Origin of the sequence: Aeromonas sp. Y293-4, from assembly GCF_027705905.1 — a bacterium.
Lineage (GTDB): Bacteria > Pseudomonadota > Gammaproteobacteria > Enterobacterales > Aeromonadaceae > Aeromonas > Aeromonas veronii.
Window position 1 is genome coordinate 194,807 of sequence record NZ_JAPDCI010000002.1, and the last position, 22,222, is coordinate 217,028.

General features: G+C 61.1%; 22 protein-coding genes and 1 riboswitch. Of the genes, 6 read left to right on the forward strand and 16 right to left on the reverse strand.

The features are described from left to right. Nucleotides 1-202: 202 nt before the first annotated feature. Together OKC31_RS03020 and OKC31_RS03025 are read left to right on the forward strand one after the other, a co-directional pair. Nucleotides 203-1,600 (forward strand): nucleobase:cation symporter-2 family protein, encoded by a 1,398-nt coding sequence (locus tag OKC31_RS03020; protein WP_257697549.1) that lies wholly within the window; start codon nt 203-205, stop codon nt 1,598-1,600. Between the two features lie 103 nt (nt 1,601-1,703). Continuing rightward, the gene (locus tag OKC31_RS03025) at nt 1,704-2,420 is read left to right on the forward strand and encodes a lipoyl protein ligase domain-containing protein (RefSeq protein WP_257697550.1); all 717 of its coding nucleotides are present in this window, start codon (nt 1,704-1,706) and stop codon (nt 2,418-2,420) included. Between the two features lie 114 nt (nt 2,421-2,534). Here OKC31_RS03025 and OKC31_RS03030 read toward each other — a convergent pair whose 3' ends face one another. Next, nucleotides 2,535-3,911: an alanine/glycine:cation symporter family protein gene (locus OKC31_RS03030; protein WP_021229128.1), complete on the reverse strand. Its 1,377-nt coding sequence runs from the start codon at nt 3,909-3,911 to the stop codon at nt 2,535-2,537. A 107-nt stretch (nt 3,912-4,018) separates the two neighbouring features. Then, a riboswitch (glycine riboswitch) is annotated at nt 4,019-4,134 on the reverse strand. A gap of 507 nt (nt 4,135-4,641) precedes the next feature. Between OKC31_RS03030 and OKC31_RS03035 the strand changes: the two genes are divergently transcribed. Continuing rightward, nucleotides 4,642-5,808, forward strand: coding sequence for a type III PLP-dependent enzyme (locus tag OKC31_RS03035; protein ID WP_043818871.1), 1,167 nt, complete (start codon nt 4,642-4,644; stop codon nt 5,806-5,808). 84 nt (nt 5,809-5,892) lie between these two features. Here the strand turns inward: OKC31_RS03035 and OKC31_RS03040 are convergent, their stop codons facing one another. Both OKC31_RS03040 and OKC31_RS03045 read right to left on the reverse strand, forming a co-directional pair. Beyond that, a complete protein-coding gene (locus OKC31_RS03040) occupies nt 5,893-6,861 on the reverse strand; it encodes a calcium/sodium antiporter (RefSeq protein WP_005343920.1) in 969 nt (322 codons plus the stop codon). Between the two features lie 125 nt (nt 6,862-6,986). After that, nucleotides 6,987-7,460, reverse strand: coding sequence for a peroxiredoxin (locus tag OKC31_RS03045; protein WP_257696451.1), 474 nt, complete (start codon nt 7,458-7,460; stop codon nt 6,987-6,989). A gap of 155 nt (nt 7,461-7,615) precedes the next feature. On the opposite strand from OKC31_RS03045, the gene OKC31_RS03050 reads away from it, so the two are divergent. Then, nucleotides 7,616-8,542, forward strand: a complete 927-nt coding sequence (locus tag OKC31_RS03050) for a phenylacetate--CoA ligase family protein (RefSeq protein WP_058056707.1) — start codon at nt 7,616-7,618, stop codon at nt 8,540-8,542. A 91-nt stretch (nt 8,543-8,633) separates the two neighbouring features. Here OKC31_RS03050 and yfcD read toward each other — a convergent pair whose 3' ends face one another. Continuing rightward, nucleotides 8,634-9,116 (reverse strand): NUDIX hydrolase YfcD, encoded by a 483-nt coding sequence (yfcD, locus tag OKC31_RS03055; protein ID WP_088869894.1) that lies wholly within the window; start codon nt 9,114-9,116, stop codon nt 8,634-8,636. Nucleotides 9,117-9,319: 203 nt separating this feature from the next. Between yfcD and OKC31_RS03060 the strand changes: the two genes are divergently transcribed. Beyond that, nucleotides 9,320-9,538: a DUF1107 family protein gene (locus OKC31_RS03060; RefSeq protein WP_005338403.1), complete on the forward strand. Its 219-nt coding sequence runs from the start codon at nt 9,320-9,322 to the stop codon at nt 9,536-9,538. A 52-nt stretch (nt 9,539-9,590) separates the two neighbouring features. Here the strand turns inward: OKC31_RS03060 and OKC31_RS03065 are convergent, their stop codons facing one another. From OKC31_RS03065 to OKC31_RS03115, 11 genes are all read right to left on the reverse strand, one after another. Continuing rightward, on the reverse strand, nt 9,591-9,905 hold the full coding sequence (locus OKC31_RS03065; protein ID WP_257696452.1) for a DUF2845 domain-containing protein: 315 nt from the start codon (nt 9,903-9,905) through the stop codon (nt 9,591-9,593). A gap of 188 nt (nt 9,906-10,093) precedes the next feature. Further along, on the reverse strand, nt 10,094-10,705 hold the full coding sequence (locus tag OKC31_RS03070) for an FKBP-type peptidyl-prolyl cis-trans isomerase (RefSeq protein ID WP_005338405.1): 612 nt from the start codon (nt 10,703-10,705) through the stop codon (nt 10,094-10,096). A gap of 150 nt (nt 10,706-10,855) precedes the next feature. Beyond that, entirely contained in the window at nt 10,856-11,581 is a 726-nt protein-coding gene (locus OKC31_RS03075; RefSeq protein ID WP_270656248.1) for a copper homeostasis protein CutC, read from the reverse strand. 41 nt (nt 11,582-11,622) lie between these two features. After that, nucleotides 11,623-12,525, reverse strand: a complete 903-nt coding sequence (locus OKC31_RS03080; protein ID WP_270656250.1) for an ROK family protein — start codon at nt 12,523-12,525, stop codon at nt 11,623-11,625. 108 nt (nt 12,526-12,633) lie between these two features. After that, entirely contained in the window at nt 12,634-13,140 is a 507-nt protein-coding gene (locus tag OKC31_RS03085; RefSeq protein ID WP_150390418.1) for a GNAT family N-acetyltransferase, read from the reverse strand. Next, nucleotides 13,128-13,934, reverse strand: a complete 807-nt coding sequence (locus tag OKC31_RS03090) for a M48 family metallopeptidase (RefSeq protein ID WP_108542472.1) — start codon at nt 13,932-13,934, stop codon at nt 13,128-13,130. Before OKC31_RS03090 ends, OKC31_RS03085 begins: the two co-directional genes overlap by 13 nt. Nucleotides 13,935-14,115: 181 nt before the next feature. Beyond that, a complete protein-coding gene (locus OKC31_RS03095; RefSeq protein ID WP_005338411.1) occupies nt 14,116-15,090 on the reverse strand; it encodes a PstS family phosphate ABC transporter substrate-binding protein in 975 nt (324 codons plus the stop codon). Between the two features lie 178 nt (nt 15,091-15,268). Further along, a complete protein-coding gene (gene phoR / locus OKC31_RS03100; RefSeq protein WP_021229135.1) occupies nt 15,269-16,564 on the reverse strand; it encodes a phosphate regulon sensor histidine kinase PhoR in 1,296 nt (431 codons plus the stop codon). A gap of 8 nt (nt 16,565-16,572) precedes the next feature. After that, nucleotides 16,573-17,262 (reverse strand): phosphate regulon transcriptional regulator PhoB, encoded by a 690-nt coding sequence (gene phoB / locus OKC31_RS03105; protein WP_042020121.1) that lies wholly within the window; start codon nt 17,260-17,262, stop codon nt 16,573-16,575. Between the two features lie 101 nt (nt 17,263-17,363). Then, entirely contained in the window at nt 17,364-17,774 is a 411-nt protein-coding gene (locus OKC31_RS03110) for a VOC family protein (RefSeq protein ID WP_021229136.1), read from the reverse strand. 129 nt (nt 17,775-17,903) lie between these two features. Next, the gene (locus tag OKC31_RS03115; RefSeq protein ID WP_270656252.1) at nt 17,904-19,589 is read right to left on the reverse strand and encodes a sigma-54-dependent Fis family transcriptional regulator; all 1,686 of its coding nucleotides are present in this window, start codon (nt 19,587-19,589) and stop codon (nt 17,904-17,906) included. A gap of 236 nt (nt 19,590-19,825) precedes the next feature. On the opposite strand from OKC31_RS03115, the gene exaC reads away from it, so the two are divergent. Continuing rightward, nucleotides 19,826-21,343 carry an acetaldehyde dehydrogenase ExaC gene (gene exaC, locus OKC31_RS03120; protein ID WP_270656253.1) on the forward strand — a complete coding sequence of 506 codons (1,518 nt, stop codon included), beginning with the start codon at nt 19,826-19,828 and terminating at the stop codon, nt 21,341-21,343. Between the two features lie 80 nt (nt 21,344-21,423). On the opposite strand, the gene OKC31_RS03125 is transcribed toward exaC, so the two are convergent. Next, a complete protein-coding gene (locus OKC31_RS03125) occupies nt 21,424-22,209 on the reverse strand; it encodes a helix-turn-helix transcriptional regulator (RefSeq protein ID WP_270656254.1) in 786 nt (261 codons plus the stop codon). Between the last annotated feature and the right edge of the window lie 13 nt (nt 22,210-22,222).

Below are 22,222 nucleotides of genomic sequence, written 5' to 3' on the forward strand. Positions count from 1 at the left end.
AAAGTGGTAAAATTGTCATTAGCGGGGAGAATAAAAAGGAGAGGTCGGTCACACAAACCGACAGATGATAATCGCAGCACGCAAACGTTTCAACCCATCAAAAAATAAACCTTTTTTTGCATAATTAGCTCTGGTCAGCCTCATTTCAATCACTACAATAGCGCCCAATTTTCTCCCCCTCCCCACACAATTCGAGGTACTTATGGAACAGGCTGCTGTCACACGCGCCAATCGAGAGGCACATCCACCCAGGCGAGCCCATAGCGAACTGGTCTATGGCATAGAGGATGTCCCGCCTCTGCCCCAGACGCTGTTCGCCGCCCTGCAGCATATGCTCGCCATGTTTGTCGCCATCATTACCCCGCCCCTGATTATCGCCAATGCCCTCGGCCTCCCTGCCGCCGACACTCGCTATATCGTCTCCATGTCGCTGGTCATGTCCGGCATTGCCTCCTTCATTCAAACCCGCCGCTTCGGCCCCATCGGTTCCGGCCTGCTCTCGGTACAGGGCACCAGCTTCAACTTCCTCGGCCCCATCATCGCCTCCGGTCTCGCCCTCAAACAGGCGGCCATGCCCACCGAGGAGCTGTTGGGCACATTGTTCGGCACCATGATGGTTGCCGCACTCACTATCGTGGTGATGAGCCGCTTCCTCCATCTGGTGAAACGGATCATCACCCCGCTGGTCACCGGCATAGTGGTGCTGCTGATCGGCCTGACCTTGATCAAGGTAGGTCTCATCAGCATGGGCGGCGGCTATGCAGCCCTCTCTGATGGCAGCTTCGCCAGCCACACCAACCTCTTCCTCTCCCTGCTGGTGCTCGGCCTTATCGTGTTGCTGCAACGCAGTCGCAACCCCTGGTTGCGCCTCTCCGCCATCATGATCGCCATGCTGGCGGGCTATGCCGTGGCCCTGCTGTTGGGCAAAGTGAGCGCCCCCACCTTCGACGGCCCGCTGGTGATGGTGCCCATTCCGCTTCACTACGGCCTCGGCTTTGACTGGCAGCTGTTCGTGCCGCTCGCCATCATCTTCGTGGTGACGGCGCTCGAAGCGATCGGCGACATGACCGCCACCTCGGATATCTCCGGCGAGCCACTGGAAGGGCCTGTCTATATGGAGCGGATCAAAGGCGGCGTGCTGGCCGATGGCGCCAACTCCATGCTGGCGGCAGTTTTCTCCACCTTCCCCATGTCCACCTTCGCCCAGAATAACGGCGTCATCCAGCTGACCGGCGTCGCCAGCCGTCACGTCGGGCTCTTTATCGCCGCCATGCTGGCCCTGCTCGGCCTGTTCCCGGCGGTCGCCAGTCTGGTGCAGCAGATCCCCGAGCCCGTGCTGGGGGGCGCCACTATCGTGATGTTCGGCACCATCGCCGCCGCTGGCGTGCGCATCATTGCCCGCGAGGAGCTGGATCGCCGCGCCCTGATGATCCTGGCAGTGTCGCTGGCCATGGGGCTGGGAGTCGCGCAGGTGCCGGAAGTGCTGCAACACCTGCCGGAGCTGGCCAAGAGCGTGCTCTCCTACGGCGTCGCCACCGGTGGCATTACCGCCATCGTGCTCAACCTGCTGCTACCAAAGCGCGAAGCGCGTCACTCCTGAGACATCGTCCACCGATAGCCAACCCAAGCCCCGCACTTGCGGGGCTTTACCTTGCCTGTCGCCACGGGTAGTGTGCTGGGCAGCCTTTTTTGAGGATGCCGCCATGCCCTATCGCCTGCTCTCCCACCTCCCCGATACCGCTTCACCCGCACAGATACTGGCGCAAGAGCTGCACTGGCTGCGCGACTGTGCCCATGACGGCCAGCCCCGCGCTCACCTCTGGCAGGCGCCCCAATGCCTGATTGTCACTCGCAAAGATACCCACCTCCCCCATTACGAAGCCGCCTGCCAGCAACTTGCAGCTGAAGGCTGGCCGGTACATGTGCGCGACAGTGGCGGTACCGCCGTGCCCCACGGGGCGGGGATCCTCAACCTATCCCTGCTGCTGCCCCGCACCACCACAGATCTCGCCCACTACTACCGGCTGCTGGGTGCGCCGCTACTGACCCTGCTGGCAGAGTACGGCCTGGAGGGAAGCTATGACTTCGTGCCCGGCTCCTTTTGCGATGGTCAGTACAATCTGGTGATCGGGGGACGCAAGATCACCGGTACCGCCCAGCGCTGGCTGGCGCCGGGGCAGGATCACCAGGGCGCCGTGCTGGCGCAAGCCATGCTGCTGGTGGCGGGTGATGTGGATGAGGGAACCAGGATGGCGAGCCGCTTCTACGAGCTGGCGGGCGGCGAACTGCGTTTTATGGCGGGAACCTCCACCACGCTGGCAAGGTGCATCGGCTGGAGCGGTAGCGATCAGGCACTGGTGGAGAAAGTGCGAGCACGTCTGGATAGCCTGCTGAGCGAGCGGCTATCCCCCTCATCCTGACCTTATCCCGAAGGGAGAGGGAAAGTACCCATCCATAGACACAGCGCACAAAAAAGCCACGACCGGAGTCGTGGCTTGTTCTTTTCAAGGGGAGCGTGAAACGGGCCGAGGCGCTCAGGCCGTCTGCGGCTCCGGTTCAGCTTCGCTATCCAGATCCCGGCTAAAGTAGGCGCGGGTCTCGGCGATCACCACATGGCGCAGGCCAATCAGGCCGATGAGGTTGGGCACCGCCATCAGGCCGTTAACGATATCGGCCAGCAGCCAAATCATATCCAGATGGAGGAAAGCACCGCTCGCAACCAGCGCCAGATAGACCAGACGATAGGGCTTGATTGCCTTCACCCCGAACAGGTACTCGGTGCAGCGCTCGCCGTAGTAGTTCCAGCCAAGGATGGTGGTAAAGGCGAAGAACAGCAGGCCAATGCTCACCAGATACTGGCCGACATGGGCATCAAGCCCCTGGGCAAAGGCCAGACTGGTCATGGCGGCGCCGCTTGCATCGCCGCTCCACACGCCGGTCACCACCAGGGTCAGGCCGGTCATGGTGCAGATGATGATGGTGTCGATGAAGGTACCTGTCATGGAGACCAGCCCCTGCTCCACGCAGGAATCGGTCTTGGCCGCCGCCGCCGCGATGGGTGCAGAGCCCAGACCTGACTCGTTGGAGAAAACCCCGCGCGCCACCCCGGACTGAATGGCCAGCATGATGCTGGCACCGACGAAGCCGCCGGTCGCCGCATGGCCGGTGAAGGCACTCTCGATCACCAGCATAACTGCATCGGGCAGGGCGCTGGCGTTGTTCACCAGCACGCCCAGACAGGCGACGATGTAGAAGATGGCCATGAAGGGCACCACCTTGCTCGACACGCTGGATATCGACTTGATCCCCCCCAGGGTCACCAGCGCCACGATCAGGGTCAGCACTACGGCGGTCGCTTCACGGGGCACCGAGAAGGAGAGGCTCATGGCATCACTGATGGCATTGACCTGAGGGAAGGTACCGATGCCGAAGAAGGCCACGCCGATACCGAACAGGGCAAACAGCTTGGCGAGTGGCTTGGAACCGAGCCCCTTCTCCAGATAGTACATGGGGCCGCCAGCCATCTGGCCGTTGGCATCCTGCTCGCGGTATTTGACCGCCAGCAGACACTCGGCGTACTTGGTGGCCATGCCGAACAGCGCCGCCATCCACATCCAGAACAGGGCACCGGGGCCGCCGAGCTTGATGGCGGTAGCCACTCCGACGATGTTGCCGGTACCGATGGTGGCAGAGAGGGCGGTACAGAGGGCGCCGAAGCTGGAGACATCCCCCTGCTTGCCATGCCCCTGATCGCGGCCAAAGACCAACCGCAGAGCGAGCGGCAAGCGCACGACCTGAAGCAGACCCAGACGCAGGGTGAGATAGATACCGGTCCCGACCAGCAGGATCAGCAGGGGCGGCCCCCAGATAAAGCTATCGATGGCGGTTAACGCCGATTGAATTGATGACATGCATCCTCCTTAAGAAACAGAAATTAAGGAGGAGAAGGATGATCTTCCCATAGGTGTCGCGATCGGCCAGAGGCGATCGGATGCGGGCCAAGCCCAGGTACAACCATCCCATCCCCTCTGTCCTTTTGCCTGAGAGTTTCCGGCGCTAGCCTGCCCTTGCGGGTAGTCGTGGTGCCTTGCTCCTTCGGCGCCCGATTTAACGGGTCTCTCCAGAGTATCGTCCAGTAGCAGTCCACACCGGTTGCCCGGTACCTGAAAGATTCACTTCTTCGGTGGATGGTTGCCCATCGCTCTCCTGCTACCTTCATCCGAACTAGTTTGGATTAGGAAGTCGGCATGTTAATCCAAAAAATGTGAGCTGTCTCGCACTTGGCCGCCCCCATTTATATTTTTTTAGTGACCACCAGAACCGCAGCAAGAATGTTAAATGTTAGTTAACTATCAACAAGTTAGGCTCTCACGGATCAAATGTGACCCAAACGGGAAAAATGGCGGATAGAGAACAGTGATCCCTCTCGTTTCGCCAAGAAAATCTTGACGACATATCCAATCAAAATGCTTGCACACAGAATCAATAAGCCGATAATCCGCTGCATAACCAAGCACTTTGTTATCAATTTATGCACTGTGTTCGGTTGGTCCCACCGGACCGCTCGCCTGACCCGGCCGTTGCCGGTTCAATCGCATATGGCTTGGGCATATCACGCCCCCTAAGGATGACCAAAAGAGAATGAACGAGACCCTGGTTGCAAAAGATGTGGTCGCACAAGATTACCGTCAGCTGGTTGAACAATTCGGCTCCCCCCTGCTGCTGCTCGACAAGGCAGCCGTCCGCAAACAGTATCGGGCCCTGGCCGCCGCCCTGCCCGATGTACGATTGCACTATGCACTCAAACCCCTGCCCCATGAGGCGGTGGTCTCTGTCTTGAAGGAAGAGGGGGCCTGTTTCGATCTGGCCACCAATGGCGAAGTGGATCTGGTGCGCAGTCAGGGGGTTCGCCCGGGGCGTTGCATTCATACCCATCCCATCAAGCGCGACAGCGATATCCGTTATGCGCTCGAGTTCGGCTGCACCGTGTTTGTCTACGACAACCCACTGGAGCTGGAAAAGTTCATTCCCTACAAGGACGAAGTGAAACTGCTGCTGCGGGTCAGCTTCCCCAACCCCGAGACCAAGGTCGATCTCTCCAAGAAGTTTGGCTGCACCCCGGAGCAGGCGCTGCCGCTGCTGCAACTGGCCCACGCCAAGGGGATCAAGGTGATGGGGCTGTCGTTCCACGTCGGCTCGCAAGTGCCTCATGCCCGTCGCCATGTGCAGGCCATCGACGCCTGCCGCGAGATCATGGAGCAGGCCTGGGCGCTCGGGCTCAAGCCCTGGGTGCTGGATATCGGTGGCGGTTTCCCGGTGGATTATGAAGGGGGCGAGTTCGATATCGACGGTTTCTGCGCGCCGATCCGCGAAGCACTGGCCAAGCTGCCCGCTACCGTGCAGAAGATTGCCGAACCGGGCCGCTTTATCAGCGCGCCAGCCATGACTTCAGTCTCAAGCGTGATGGGCAAGGCCCACCGCGGCGACAAGATCTGGTACTACCTGGATGACGGCCTCTACGGCAGCTACAACGGCCAGCTCTATGACCACGTCACCTATCCGGTGAGCACGCCTTATGCCAGTGGCGAGCAGCACAACTCGGTGCTCTCCGGCCCCACCTGCGACAGCGTGGATGTGATCCGCGATGGCATCATGCTGCCGGACCTGGCTATCGGCGAGTTGGTGGTTGGCAAGGTGATGGGCGCCTACACCTGGGCCTCCGCCTCCACCTTCAACTTCTTCCCCAAGGCCAGCATCCTCATTCTGGACAGCAGCCAGAAAGGGCAGAAGCTGGTGGCAGTAGCCTGAGCACACCGCTCGCCAACAGGTTCAGTGGGCAAAAACAAGAGGGGGAAGCTTGAGCTTCCCCCTCTCTCATTTCACCAACCTCTATCAGATAAACTGACTGGTCAGCAGCCAGCCGGTGTAGGCGACGAAGCAGGTGAGCAGCACGCCCCCCTCCAACCGGTTGATACGGCCCTGCCCCTTGCGGCCCAGACACATCACCAGCAGCAGCAGGGTCAGCCCCATCATGATGCTCCAGTCACGGGTGAGTACCTCCGGCGCCACATCGAGCGGGTGGATGCCCGCCGCAATCCCCACCACCGCCAGGGTGTTGAACAGGTTGGAGCCGAGCACGTTGCCAAGGGCCAGATCGTGCTCGTTCTTGCGAATGGCGATCAGCGACGAGGCCAGCTCCGGCAGGGAGGTTCCCACCGCGACTATGGTGAGGCCAATCACCAGATCGCTGATACCGAGCGCCTGAGCGATGGTCACTGCCCCCCAGACCAACAGGCGGGAAGCGCCGATCAGCAGCACCAGCCCGACCACCAGCCAGAAGATGGCGCTCTTGAGGGACATCCCCTCGCTCTCGATATCCTCGGCGGTCTCGGTATCCAGCGCATCTCCCTTGCCATTCATGCCAGCCCAGATGGACCAGCCCATCAGGGCAACGAAGACGGCCCCCAGAATGACCGCATCCATCCGGCCCAGATGCCCATCAATCAGCAGGGCGCCAGAGAGCAGGGTAATACCGAGCAGAATGGGGATCTCCTTGCGCACCACCTGAGAGGCCACCGCGATAGGGCTGATCAGTGCCGTCAGACCCAGGATCAGTGCGATATTGGTGATGTTGGAGCCATAGGCATTGCCGAGCGCCAACCCGGGATTGCCCTGGGACGCCGCCAGCGCCGAGACCACCATCTCCGGGGCCGAGGTACCAAAACCGATGATCACCATGCCGATCAGCAGCGGCGGCATCCCCGCATAACGGGCAGTGGCGGCGGCACCGTCGACAAACTTGTCTGCACTCCAGACCAGCAGCGCCAGTCCGGCAATCAGGGCAACAAAAGCCAGGGTCATAGGATCTTCATCTCTTGTTATCTGCAACGAAGCGCCAGCCCAAACGGGCAGGCACCATGGGAAAGTGGCGCCAGTGTAGCTGTGCCACCTCCCATTTCAAGGGAAATCAAACCGTGATTAACATTTCACAGTGCAGCCAGCAGGCTCGCGGCATCGGAGACCTCGAACTTGCCCGGTGCCTCCACAAACAGCTGCTCGACTACACCATCGTTGGCGATCAACGCAAAGCGCTGGGCACGGATGCCGCCAAAGGCGCCGGTATCCTTGGCCAGGCCCAGCGCCCGGGTCCAGCTGCCATCGCCATCCGCCAGCATGGTGATCGCCTCAGCGTTCTGGGCCATCTGCCAGGCCCGCATCACGAAAGCATCGTTGACCGAGAGGCAACAGATGGCATCCACCCCTTTGGCCATGAACTGATCGGCCAGCACCACATAACCGGGCAGATGGGCATTGGAGCAGGTGGGAGTAAAGGCGCCGGGTACCGCAAACAGCACTACTTTTTTACCGGCGAACAGCGTCTTGCTATCCCGCAGCTGCTTGCCCTCGGCGGTGATAAAGGTAAATTCGCCAGCAGGCAGGGGTTGTCCTACAGCAATCATGATTTCTCGTCCTGAGTCGTGATGGGAAGTCGCCAGTTTATCCCAGAGTGACGATGCCGCCTAACAGCGGCTCTGAGCCTGACCATGGATAGCGGCAGGCATTTTCCCCTTGGGCAGACTACTCTTGAGCTGGTTTCACGGCGCCAGGAGGCCCCATGCAACACTATTACGATGGTCTGGAAATTCGTCCCCCCGCCATGCGCGAACAGCAGCAACTGGACCAGCTCAATCATCAGCTTACCCATGTCAGTCAATATTGCGCCGGTTACTCCAGCGCCTATCGCCAGTGCCGCCTCGAGGATCTGGCAGAGCTGGCCACCCTGCCGCTACTCGACAGCAAAGAACTCTTTGCCGCTCAGCAAGCTCATCCCCCCTTTGCCGGTCTCACCGGCCGCCCCGCCAGTCAGGCGCTGCGGGTCTTCTCCTGTCCGGGCCAGCTGGCCATCCCCGAATATGCGGGGGCTGACTGGTGGGGGGCCGCCCGGGCGCTGTTTGCCGCCGGTTTCAAGGCGGGGGAAGTGATGCTCAACGGCCACGACTATCATGCTGGCCCCACCGCCTTTATCTTCGATAACGGCGCCCGCCAGCTGGGGGCTCCCGTGGTACCCTGCGGGCCCCACGATACCCAGCGCCAGCTGGAGGCACTGCTGCGCTATCAACCCACCGGCTATGTCGGCCCGCTGGTGACCCTGCTCGACCTGCTGGAAGCGGCCGAAGCAGCGGAGATCCCGAGCGACTCGCTGCGCCGCGCCCTGTTGTGCGAAGCCACCCATCCTGAAACGGCACCACTGCGCGCCATTCACGGCATTGCAGCCCTCAACTGTCTGGTGTGGCAGGATGTGGGGGTGGTGGCCTACGAGAGTCAGCCCGGTCAGGGCTTTATCGTCAACGAAAGCTGCATCGTCGAAATCATCGATCCCGCCAGCGGCAATCCTGTGAGTGGCGACGAGACTGGCCAGCTGGTGGTGACCCGGCTCGATCTGGAGTATCCGCTGCTGCGGCTAGCCACCGACTGGCAAGGTCACTGGCTCGCCAAGCCGAGCGCTTGCGGGCGCACCAACCGACGCCTCAAGCTGGTGTAGCAGACCAACTAAATGCACAAAGGCAGACGGGCAGCCATCAGGCTGCCCGTCTTGTCTCTGAACTGGAAAAGAAAATATCTAAAGAGAGACGTTAGCGTCTCGCCTGCCAAGTGGCGATGGCGAGCAGGGAGTCGGGGGTAAATTCGCTGGCACGCTCGGCAATCTCGGCCAGGCTCATCCAGTGCACCGCGCTCACCTCTTCGGCCTGCAACTGCAGCGGCCCCTGATAACGGCAACTGAAGAGGCCACCCCAGACCCGGTAGCCCTCCCCTTCCGCATAAAAGCTGCCAAAGCCCTGCAGGGGTACATCCATAATCCCCAGCTCTTCGGCCAGCTCGCGGCGGGCGGAGCGCTCCATCTCCTCACCGGTGGTGACCACGCCACCGGCGCAGGCATCCAGCATGCCGGGGCAGAAATCCTTGCTGAGGGTGCGTCGCTGCACCAGGATCCGATCCGCGTCGTCGAGCACCAGAATATAGCTGGCACGATGGCAGAGATTCTCCCGCCGCACCTCGGCTCGCTCGGCCACACCAATCACCCGGTTGTTCCCGTCCACCACATCAACCCATTCCACGCACAGGCCCTTTTATTTGTTCCATTCAAGCCCGCAGTATATCGGTGCGGTGGTTTGCCATGGCACAACTTTTTCGATGATGCCGTCAATTTGCCGAGCTCACTGGCAAAATAAGGATTCATGCAAATCTTTATAAACCGTCATATCAGTGTCATCGACCGACACCATAGTGTGCCCTGTCCAGGCAATCAGGGAACCGTGTGATGAAGGTATTCAAGCAGTTATCCCCACGGCAGATCGCTCGCTACATCAAGAGCTTTCATCGAGGCTATTTTGCCATCGAGTCGCTGGGGACATTTGAATTCAACGCGGGCAGGATCAGCCTCCATGGCCTGACCTGCCGCCAGCGGCTAAGACTGGCTCGCCAGATCAATCTGGCTGTAAGACAACTTGGTCACCGCGACCCCTTGCCGGACATGTGAGTCAAAGGGTCTTGCCCTACTGTCTGTTGTGCATCCATGCTTTGCCCGCCGGCTACTGGCCGCGCGGGCCGTTTTCGATGTCAGTCACCTTTCCATTGCGCACCGTCACAAAGCGCATGAACTCGTTCTTGCCGAAGTTGTAGGTCCAGCGTTCGCCATATTTGACCTCAACCACAGTGCCGTGCAGATTCTCCTCGTTACGGGTAATATCTTCCCGCAACATCGGCTCGCCGCACTTGAGCAGCATCTCGGCGGTGCTGTCACCCTCGCTGATCAGGGCGTTCTTGCAGCGCATGGCGTCGGCACTGGCCGGAATGCTTAGCAGCAACAGAGCAAGCCCCGCTACATTGTTCATCTTATTGCTCATCGGGTTCTCCTTATCCTCTCTAATGAGTCGCAGTATGCCTGTTCCCGTTTCTGAAAAAACCAGTCAATAGCGCAAAAAAGCCGCCCTTTTCTGCTCTCCAACCTACTGACCGCGACAAATACTGTCTATCACATAACCCAAAAACAAACGGCGACCCGAGGGTCGCCGTTTGCATCAAGCCAGCAGGATCACAGGATGTCCAGCAGCTCGACTTCAAATACCAGTGCAGAGTAAGGCGGGATGGAGCCCGCGCCACGGGCACCGTAGGCCAGATCGTGGGGGATGTAGAGCTTCCACTTGGAACCAACCGGCATCAGCTGCAGCGCTTCAACCCAGCCAGCGATCACGCCGGTCACCGGGAATTCAGCCGGCTGGCCGCGAGCAACAGAGCTGTCGAATACGCCACCGTGGGTGAAGGTACCGTGGTAGTGCACACGCACGGACTGACCGGCTACCGGAACGGCACCGTTGCCTTCTACCAGCACTTCGTACTGCAGACCGGAGTCGGTCACCTTCACTTCAGCGCGCTTGGCGTTGTCAGCCAGGAAGGCTTCGCCGTCAGCAGCGGCGGCCTTGGCGGCGGCTTCCTGCTCTTCTTGCATACGCGCAGTGATCACCTGGAAGGCATCATTGATATCGTCACGGCTGACCGCGAACTCCAGACCATTCAGGGCATCTGCCAGACCTTGTTGCAGGGCCGGGATATCCAGACCGGCAAAGGCTTGCTGCGCCAGCTGATCACCCATGTTGCGGCCGATGCCATAGCTGGCCTTCTGTTCGATAGAGTCGTATTGGGACATTGAGATGTTGCTCCAGATCCATGTAGTAAAGAGGCGGGATAATATCAGACTTTTGGCCGGGGTGCTGCCGGGGGTGCCCCTGATTTCCCCGTCAGTGGGAGGAACTTCACACAAGATGCCGATGAACGCCGCCCAACGGCGGCGATCTGCTTAACCGCGATCCAGCAAGGCTCTGACCGCGGCCACCTTGGCGCCATCGGTGATATTGACCCGGCCATCATCCGAGGTGCCCATATTCACTCCGTGCGGCACCATGCCGCCGCGCCAGCCAATGCCGGACATATGCACTTCGCTCACCCCGGTGAACTCGATGATGGTACGCACGTTGTCGGCATTGACCCCGGCCCCCGGCATCAGGCTGGCACGCCCCGCCAGCGCCTGCTGCATCTCCTGCAGGGTTTCCAGCCCAGCCAACGCGGTCGGCGCATGGCCCGAGCTCAGAATGCGCTCGCAGCCGGCAGCGACTATGGTCTCCAGATCGAGGCGCCAGTCGGAGGAGAGGTCGATGGCGCGATGGAAAGTGACCCCCAACGATCCTGCTGCATCCACCAGCTGTTTGAGCTTGGCGGCCGGCACCCGCCCCTCCTCATCCAGCAAACCGACCACCACCCCTTGCAGCCCCGCAGCACGTGCGGCCGCGATATCTTGCAGCATCATCTCGAACTCGCCGTCGTTGAAACAAAAATCCCCGGCGCGCGGGCGGATCATGGCATAAACCGGCACTGTGGCATGGCGGGCCGCCTGCTGCATAAAACCGTAGGAGGGGGTCAGGCCCCCCAGACCCAGCGCAGAGCAGAGCTCGATGCGATCCGCCCCGGATTGCTGGGCGGTGAACAGGGATTCCAGGTTGTCGATACAGATTTCAAGACGGGTCATGAGGACTCCTTTTTCGGGGAGATCAGACCCCACATCTGATCTCATAGATTGAGCAAGGCTGCGCCGCGCACACCACCGGCACCGCCGAAGCGGGCCTGGCGGATCTCGGGCAGGGCGACCCCGGGCAGCAAGTGACCGGGCAGACGCAGCGGCAGCTGTTCATAGAGGGCGGGCAGGCCGCTCAGGCCGCCCCCCAACACCACCACCTCGGGATCAATCACCGAAATGGCGGTGGCAAGCCCGGCGGCCATGATCTCCAACCAGCAGTCGACCGTCTCGACCGCATGGGGTTCATGGGCCTCGAAGCGTCCCACAATCTGGTGACCCGTGGCGCGCTGGCCATGGAAATGGTGATAGAGACGCTCCAGACCGGTGCCGGAGGCATAGGCTTCAAAACAGACTAGACGGCCGCAGCCGCAACGGGGACGGGGCAACTCGGGGTACTTCATCAGCATGGTCGCGGGCAAGGGGTAGTGACCAATCTCGCCAGCCAGCCAGTTGCGCCCCTGAATAAGCTTGCCCGCCAGATAGACGGCGCCGCCGATGCCGGTGCCGATGGTGACGCCGAGCGCACTGCCTGCACCGTCGGCTGCCCCTTGATGCACTTCGGACCAGAGGAAGCAGTTGGCGTCGTTATCCACTTTGACCGGCCGCTCCAGCAGCTCGGCCAGATCAGCGCCCAGATGGCGACCATTGATGGAGGGCAGATTGGCCGCCACTATGCTGTGATCGTGGCTGTTGATGACACCGGGGAAACCGATGCCGACCGAGCCCCGTGCGCCGAAGCGGGCATCCGCCTGCTCGACCCGGGAGCGGATCAGCTGCTGCAGCCCCTCATAATCGTTGCCCGGGGTACTCATGCGCTCCTCGTGGCAGAGGTTCAATGCACCGTCATAAACCGCGAAGGCGATCTTGGTGCCACCGATATCAAAGCCGTAATACATGCCAGCACTCCCTTGTCAGCCCGTGTTTATCCAACTCTGTTTCAAGGGGGACATTGTATTAATTCGCAAAAAAAATAAAGTGACCGAAGGCGAAAAACGGGAGAGTGATCAGAGCAAACGGCTCATTTGTCGCTGCAGGCAGGGCTGCCCGAGGCTTATCAGGGTGCGCTCTGCACCATCAAAGACGAAGCCGCGGCGCAGGTAGAACCCCTCGCCGATGTGGTTGCCATCAAGCAGCCACAATTTGACGCTATGGCAGCCGGCGCGGCGCATCTGCATCGCCACCGCCTGCCACAGCCGTTTGCCATAGCCTTGTCGCCAGTGGTCGGGATGGAGGTAAAAAGCGCGGATCAGGGCGCTGCTCTGCCCCGCTTCCTGCAGTGGTTGCCAGTAGAGCAGGCCAATCACCACCTCATCGAGACAAAGCAGCATGGGCCTTGGGCCCGGCTCGGCCAGACGGCTCTGCCAGATCTGCAGATGAGCGGTGACGTCCAGCTGCTCCAGCAGGTCGGCACCGAGCACCTGGCCATAGGCAGCGAGCCAGCTGGCTCGCTGCATCACCGTCATGGCGGCGGCATCGTCGCTGCGCGCCATGCGCAGGCTTATACCTTGCATTGGGGCACCAGACCGTTGGCGCGAGCCTGCTCATAGAGCGGCAGCACTTGCGCCTGTTGCGCCTGCAACTCGGCGATCCGGTTCTCGTTGCTCGGATGGGTGGAGAGCAGTTGCGGCGGGGTGTTGCCACCGGCGGCGGCACTCATGTTTTGCCACAGGGGGATTGCCTCGGCCGGATTGAACCCGGCGCGCGCCATCAGCTCAAGTCCGAGCCGATCCGCTTCGCTCTCCTGAGTGCGGCCATAGGGCAACATCACCCCCACCTCGACCCCGAGGCCAAGGGCGGCCATGGTGGCGCCGCGGTACTCGCTGGTGCCCATGGCAATGTCGGCGGCCGCCAGACCGATCCCCGCCAGCTGGCTGCGCGAGAGTCGCTCGTTGGAGTGCTGGGCCAGTACGTGAGTCAGCTCGTGACCGATGACGGTCGCCAACTGATCCTGATTCTTGGCCACCTTGAGCAGGCCGCTGTAGACACCAATCTTGCCGCCGGGCAGGGCGAAGGCGTTGACCTGTTTGGAGTCAAACACCACCACTTCCCAGTTGGTGATGCCATAGCTGGCCGGCACCTGGGCGGTCACCGCCTTGGCGACACAGGAGACATAGGCGTTGAGTTTGGCATCCTTGCTCACCTTCTCCTGCTTCTTCATCTGCTCGAAGGAGTCGGCGCCCAACTGGTTCATCTGCTGGGGAGAGTAGAGCAGCATCTGGCTGCGGCCGGTCGGCGACTGGGCGCAGGCGACCAGCAGGGAACTACAGAGGGCTACCATGCCAAACTTGGTGAGGGACGCAATCATGAAGGGATCCTTTGCCATAACGTTGCCCTATTCTCGGAAATGCCGCCCTGCTGCGCAAGGGAGCCAGCCCCCGGCTGGCGGAAAAATATCCATCCTGCGCTATTAACAAAACTGACAGCCGACAAAAACAAAACGAGCCCGCTTGGGGCTCGTTTTATCAGGGCATGCTGACTGCAGGCAGTTACATGATACCCAGCTTTTTCAGGTCAGCCTGTACCACCTTGGCCGGCACCGGCACGTAGCCATCTTTGGCAACGATGTTCTGGCCTGCTTTGGAGAGCATCATCTTGACGAACTCTTGCTCCATCGGGGAGAGCGGCTTGTTCGGATGCTTGTTCACGTAAACGTACAGGAAGCGTGACAGCGGATACTTGCCGGTGATGGCGTTATCGGAGGTCGCTTCGATGAAGGTCTTGCCATCTTTGGAGAGCGGTACTGCACGCACGCCGGAGGTGACATAACCGATACCGGAGTAGCCGATGCCGTTCAGGGAGGCAGAGACAGACTGCACCACGGAGGCAGAACCCGGCTGCTCGTTCACGCCGCTCTTGAAGTCGCCGTTACACAGGGCGTGCTCCTTGAAGTAACCGTAGGTACCGGATACGGAGTTGCGACCGAACAGTTGCAGATCCTTAGAGGACCAGTTGCCGTCCAGACCCAGATCAGACCATTTGGTGGCAGCCTTGGCTTCGCCGCACTTCAGGGTGCTGGAGAAGATGGCATCGATCTGCGGCATGGTCAGCCCCTTGATGGGGTTGTCCTTGTTGACGAACACCGCCAGGGCATCGACTGCAACGCGGATGGCAGTCGGCTTGTAGCCGTAACGCTTCTCGAATGCTTCCTCTTCACCGGCCTTCATGGCACGGCTCATCGGGCCGAACTGGGCAACACCTTCGGTCAGGGCAGTCGGGGCGGTAGAAGAACCGGCGGCCTGGATCTGCACGTTGACGTTGGGGTACAAGCGCTTAAATTCTTCGGCCCACAGGGTCATCATGTTGGCCAGGGTGTCAGAGCCGACAGAGGACAGGTTGCCCGAAATGCCGCTGGTCGGTGTGTAATCCGGCAGGTCTTTATCCACACCGGCAGCCAGGGCGCTGACAGAAAACAGGGTTGCTGCGGTGAATCCGATTACACCAGCCAGTTTGTTGAGTTTCATCCAATCTCTCCAAAGTTACAGAAGGTCCGTTCTTAAGACGGCGCCAGTATCTGACCTGGCAGTGACAAATTTATGGATTTAATGTGACACTTTAATGACATGGCGACAGATTTGAACAAATGAAAAGAGGGCCCGTTCAAAGGCCCTCTTTTTGCAGCTAACTCATTGCCATAAAAGACTATTTAATCACCACCATACGGCTCGGGATGAGAAAGCTGAAGCGGCTGCCAAGGCCGACCCGGCTCTCGATATCGAGCTGGCAATCGTGATGACTGAGGGCATGCTTGACGATGGCAAGGCCCAAGCCTGAGCCGCCGGTATGGCGCGAGCGGGCCTTGTCGACCCGATAGAACCGCTCGGTCAGCCGCGCCAGATGCTCGGGGGCAATCCCCTCCCCTTCATCGCTCACGGCAAACAGCGCCATCGCCCCCTGCTTGCGCCACTCCACGGTAATTTTGCGCCCCGCCGGGGTGTAGTGGATGGCGTTATAGACCAGGTTGGAGACGGCACTGCGCAGCTGCTCCTGATCCCCGCGCACCAGCAGATTGGGCTGCACCACAAATTCGATCTGGTGGGCCCGTTCGCCCGAGAGCGCCCGCGCCTCCTGCTCCAGCAGCCCCAGCATGGCAGGCATGTCTACCAGATGGGAGAGATCCACGGTCGGAGCCGCCTCGATACGGGAGAGGGTGAGCAGCTGATTGACCAGATTATCCATCCGGATGGTCTGCTCCATCATCACCCGATGCGCCTTGGCCCACATGGCGGGCGGGGGCGGCTCCTCGGTCATCTCCAGATAGCCCTTGAGCACGGTCAGCGGGGTGCGCAGCTCGTGAGAGACGTTGGAGACGAAGTGCTTGCGGGTCTTCTCGAGACTGCGCAAGCGGGTGACATCCCGTACCACCAGCATCGCCTGATCCGAGGCGTAGGGCATGATGCGAAACTCGAGAAACTTCTCCTCGTTGACCGGGGAGTGCATCTCGAGGGGCTCGTCATACGCCCCCTTGCCCAGATAGGCGTTAAAGGCAGGATTGCGAATGAGGTTACCGATATGCTGGCCGGCATCCTCCGGCCAGCGAAAACCGAGCAGTTGCTCCGCCAGCCGGTTGCACCAGAGGATGCTGCCATCGGTGCGAAACACTACGGCGGCATCGGGCAGCGCCTCGGCACCCTCCCGGAAGCGGCGGATCAGCCCCGCCAGCTCGCGGCGACGGGCGCGGTGGCGCTGCTGCAACTTGTAGATACCGTTGAAGATGTACTCCCAGCTGCCATTGCCGCTGGGGGGCACCAGGCTGCGATCGTGCCACAACCAGTCAGAGAGCCGCTTCTGGAAGCGATAGTGCCAGCCCAGATGCAACACGGCCGCCACCAACAGGCAGAGGGCAAGATGATCAATCAACCAGCCAACCAATGCGAAAGGGGCGTAAAAAAACGCCATTCGCCACAACTGTCGCCGCCAGGCGTAAGGTTGCAACATAACTGCCTCTAGAGACGGGTTGAGAAGCGGTATCCGGCTCCACGCACCGTCTGGATCAATCTGTCGTGCCCTGTCTCTTCAATCGCCTTGCGCAGGCGACGAATATGCACATCCACGGTTCTGTCCTCGACGTACACATTGGTACCCCAGACATTGTTGAGCAGCTGTTCACGGCTGTAGACCCGCTCGGGGTGAGTCATAAAGAAGTGAAGCAGCTTGAATTCGGTCGGCCCCATGTCGAGCGCCTTCTCTTCGGCACTGACCCGGTGGGAGACAGGATCGAGTTTCAGCCCCTGCACCTCGATCACCTCATCCACCGAGGTGGGCGACACGCGGCGCATCACCGCATGGAGGCGAGCGGTCAGCTCCTTGGGCGAGAATGGCTTGGTAATGTAGTCGTCAGCACCGGCCTCCAGACCACGCACCTTGTCCTCCTCTTCACCGCGAGCGGTGAGCATCACCACCGGGATCTGGCGCGTCACCTCATCCTGCTTGAGCTGCTTGATAAACTGGATGCCACTGCCGCCCGGCATCATCCAGTCGAGCACGATGAGTTCGGGGTAGGGTTCGCACACCTTCGCCAGTCCATCGGCGTAATCTTCCGCTTCAATCGTCTCATATCCCTTCTGCTCCAACACGAAGCAGAGCATTTCGCGGATCGGTGCTTCGTCCTCGACCACCAGAATTCGCTTAGCCATTCCCTTCTCTCTCCTCTGTGAAGATGGGTGCGCCAATTATTAGAATTTTCTGTGACACTTTTATGACTTTATGACAGGCGGGATGATAAACGTTTTCAGATTCAGTTGGCAGCAGTACGTTGCAACAAGTCCCACCGGTTGCCACTGATATCCTCAAACACCACCACGGTGCCATAAGGCTCGTCACGGGGCTGTTCACAAAAATGAACACCGTACGCCTGCATGCGCTGGTAATCCCCCCAGAAATCAGTGGTCTCGAGGAACAGAAATACCCGGCCACCACCCTGCTGGCCGATGGCGGCCTGCTGCTGCGCATTGGCCGCTTGTGCCAGCAGCAGTGCAGAACCGGAGGCACCTTTGGGGGCAACCCGCACCCAGCGCTTGCCCGGTTTGCCCGGTTCATCAAGCCGGGTGTCTTCCAGGAGCGCAAAGCCAAGTCCCTCGGTAAAAAAGCGAATGGCCTGATCGTAATCAGCCACCAGCAGGGTCAGCGCCCCTATGTGTTGTGAGATGGCAGAAAAACCTCAACGGATGAGTCAACGGGCGCAATGCCCCGGCCAGGGCGCATCATAGCGGCTGGACGGGCAGGGCTCCAGCCGTCATGTGCGTCTTGAAAACAACCGGTGAGGGGGAGTGAGCACTCAAGGCGCTTCGCGCAGCGTCCGGTAGAGGGTGGTGCGGCTGATCCCCAGCTGGCGCGCAGCCTCGCTGACGTTGCCGCCGCATGCCGCTAGCGTTTGCTGCACCTGCCGCCGGGTTTGTTCACGCAAGCTGGTCGCCTCCCCCATCGGCAAGACGCCGGGCTCTGTGGCCACACTGGGCAGATGCAGGTGGGCGGGTTCTATCCAACCCAACCCCTCTGCCAGCACACAGGCCACTTCCAGTGCCTGCTTGAGCTGGCGCACGTTGCCGGGCAGCGGATGGGCCAGCAGCTGTTGCTCCGCATCGCGGGTCAGACGCAGGGTCGGGTCCATCTCCGCCAACAGTCGCTGGATCAGCTCCAGACGCTCAGCGGCAGGCCAACGGCGCAGCGGCATCAGCTGCTGACGCCAGCCGCAGATCCGGTAATAGAGGTCTTCGCGAAATGCGCCACTCTGCACCATGGCCGCCAGATCCCGGTGGCTGGCACTGACCAGCCAGAAATCCACCGCCTCCGGCTTGTGACTGCCAACCGGCGTCACGCTGCGCTCCTGCAATACCCGCAGCAGTCGGGTTTGAGCCTGCAGCGGCAGTTCGCCAATTTCATCGAGCATCAGCATGCCGCCGTGGGCTGCGCGCAGATAACCCTGACTGCCCTGGCTGCGGGCACCGCTGAAGGCCCCGCCCACATAGCCAAACAGCTCTGCTTCCACCAGATCTGCTGGTAACGCGCCACAGTTGACGCACACCAGTGGCTGCTCCCGCCGACTCGACGCTCGGTGCAGGGCCCGCACCAGATGCTCTTTACCGCTGCCGGTCTCCCCCTCGATAAGCAGCGAAATGCCGCGCTCCAGCATCTTGAGCGGCACCTGCTGCGGATGTGGCACCGGGCTTGAGTGACCCGGCAGCACGGCGCGGGAAGAGGTCACGTCCGCTTCTGGCTCCAGCCGCAAGCCACGCCCCTCGCGCAGCAGTTGCCTGCCATCGAAAGGGTGCTGGCCGAGCCAGAGCCGGCCTGCCCGGTTGGCGCCGAGCAGTTCCCCCTCCTCTCCCAGCAACAGGCGAGCGGACCAGAGGCTCTGGGGCTCGAGATCCACCAGCCAGCCCGGCTGACGCGCCAAGAGTGCATTTTCGAGGGTCATGGCCAGCAGCCGCACCGTGCCCAGCATGTCGCCGTCGTGGTGGGCCGCATCGGTGGAGATATCGAGCACACCGAGTAATTGCCCATCCGGCCCGAGCAGCGGACAAGCGCTGCAACTGAGGAAGCTGTGCTGGGCGAAGAAGTGCTGATTGCCGAGCACCTGCACTTCGCTCTGCTCGGCCAGCGCGGTACCGATGGCGTTGGTACCTTTGCTCGCCTCCCCCCAGCGGGCGCCACTGCGCAAAAAGATACGCTCGGCATGGCGGGCGAACCCCTCATCACCACTGGCGGCCAGAATGGCCCCCTCACCGTCACACAACAACAGGCGACAGGGGCGACCCGCCAGCAACTGGGCAAACAGCGGCAGCACGAAGCGCTGGAAGCAAGCAATCAGCGCCCTGTGCTGCTCCTGACGGGCCGACAGCTCCCCTTGGGGCAGCAAGTCCAGATCGGCACTCTGCTGGCGGCTCAGCCCCTGATGCAGGCAGCGCTGCCAGGAACGCTGGATCGGACCGGGACCGGGACCGGGTTGAAGTGACTCACTCATCACGCCTCCTGTTCACAAACAGCACGACTGTCTCGGCCACTGTCCAGAAACGGTACAGTTTTATCGCAATAGCCGTGGTCATTGGTTAACCAAGATACGCTGCCACACCCCGTTTGGTAACGTTTTTGTAACCTTTTGCCTGCTGGTCAGACCCTTTGGCACGCCCCTTGCGATATCAGCTGGCAATCGGTCTGTCAGCCAGTCCGGTCAGGATCACACACATAAAGGATGATGAGATGATTTATACCGCTCCCGGTCAGGCAGGTGCCCTGGTCAGCTTCAAATCCCGTTACGACAACTTCATCGGTGGTGAGTGGGTGGCTCCTCGCGCCGGCCGCTACTTTGAAAACATCTCGCCGGTGGATGGCAAAGTATTCTGCGAGGTCGCCCGCTCCGACGCCGCCGATATCGAACTGGCGCTGGATGCCGCCCACAAGGCGTTCACCAGCTGGAGCAAGACCAGCGTCACCGAGCGCAGCAATCTGCTGCTGCGCATCGCCGATCGCATCGAGCAGAACATCGAGCGACTCGCCATCGCCGAAACCTGGGAGAACGGCAAGGCGGTGCGCGAAACCCTGGCGGCAGACCTGCCGCTGGTGGTGGATCACTTCCGCTACTTCGCTGGCTGCATTCGCGCTCAGGAGGGCTCGGCCGCCGAGCTGGATCAGAACACCGTCAGCTACCACTTCAAGGAGCCCATCGGCGTGGTCGGCCAGATCATCCCGTGGAACTTCCCGCTGCTGATGGCCGCCTGGAAGCTGGCCCCGGTGCTGGCGGCGGGTTGCTGCAGCGTGCTCAAGCCCGCCGAGCAGACCCCGGTCACCATCATGCTGATGATGGATCTCATCAAGGACATCCTGCCTGCCGGCGTAGTCAACGTGGTCAACGGCTTCGGCGCCGAGGCAGGTCAGGCGCTGGCCACCAGCAATCGGATCCAGAAACTGGCCTTTACTGGTTCGACCGAAGTGGGCGCCCATATCCTGCGCTGCGCCGCCGACAAGCTGATCCCCTCGACCGTGGAGCTGGGGGGCAAGTCCCCCAATATCTACTTCGCCGACGTGATACAGCACGAGAGCAGCTACATCGACAAGGCGGTAGAAGGGATGTTGATGACCTTCTTCAACCAGGGGGAAGTATGTACCTGTCCCTCCCGCGCGCTGGTGCAGGCCAGCATCTATGACGACTTCATGGACAGGGTGCTGGCCCGCGCCCGCACCATTGTTCAGGGCAACCCCCTCGATACCGCCACTCAGGTGGGTGCGCAGGCGTCCCGCGAGCAGTTCGACAAGATCCTGGGCTACATGGAGATCGGCCGCGGCGAAGGGGCCAAGATGCTGATCGGCGGCGGCCCGGCCAAGGTGAACGGACTGGAGGGGGGGTTCTACATCCAGCCCACCATCTTCTCCGGTCAGAACAAGATGCGGGTATTCCAGGAGGAGATCTTCGGGCCGGCACTCGGGGTCACCACCTTCAAGGACGAGGCGGATGCTCTGGCCATTGCCAACGACACCCAGTACGGGTTGGGGGCAGGCCTGTGGACCCGCGACAGCAATCTGGCCTGGCGCATGGGGCGTGGCATTCAGGCTGGCCGGGTCTGGGTCAACTGCTACCACGCCTACCCGGCACACGCCGCCTTTGGCGGTTACAAAAAGTCGGGGATCGGCCGTGAGACCCACAAGATGATGCTGGACCACTACCAGAACACCAAGAACCTGCTGGTAAGTCACGACATCAACCCGCTCGGCTTCTTCTAGCGTAAGCAAATTTCATCAGAAAGGGCGCCTGCGGGCGCCCTCCTTGTTTTGCTTCATCAGATGACATGTCCGGCGATTTGTTATCGGGCTGACTGTAGGCGATAACGCTGGGGGGAGCAGCCCAGCTCCCGGTTGAACATGGCGATAAAGGCCGAGGTGGAGCCGTAACCGAGCCGCCAGCTGATCTCCTGAATGGGCATGTCCCCCTTGAGCCAGGCCAGCGCCTTGAGTAGCCGCAACCGCGCCCGCCACTGACCGAAGCTCATCCCCAGCTCCCGCAGGCAGCGCCGCGCCAGGGTGCGCTCTGTGGTATGCAGTTGTCCGGCCCACTGGGCCAGAGTTCGGGGATCGGCAGGATCGCTGTGTAACGCCGCCAGCATGGGAGCCAGCTGCTTGTCCTGACTCATCGGCAGGTAGCTCTCCTGACAGCGGGTGCGCGCCAGTCGCTCCACCAGCAACTCGGCCTGACGCTGATCCCACTCATCCGCCATATGGCTCACCCGCCGTTCGCAAAAATCGCTCAGCAGGGCGCGGATCAGCGGGGTGAGCAGCAGCAATCTGGGCTCTGGCGGCAGCTTGGCCGCCAGCTCGTGGCTGACGTAGATGGAGGTGTAGTCGAGGGTCTGCTCGTTGTAGGAGGTGTGCTCGAGATCCGCCGGCACCCAGATAAGATAGTCGGCAGGGGCCACCAGTCGCTGATCCCCCAGCTCTATCTCCATGATCCCCAGACTGATCATGTTGAGCTGGCCCCAGGGGTGGGAGTGCAGCACGGTCGCGCTGTCGGCCAGCATCTGCTGGTAACTGAAATAGAGCGGATTGGGAGCGGGCAGAACGACATCTACCGGCTGAAACTGGTGAGTGGCCATCAGCGCCCCTTGT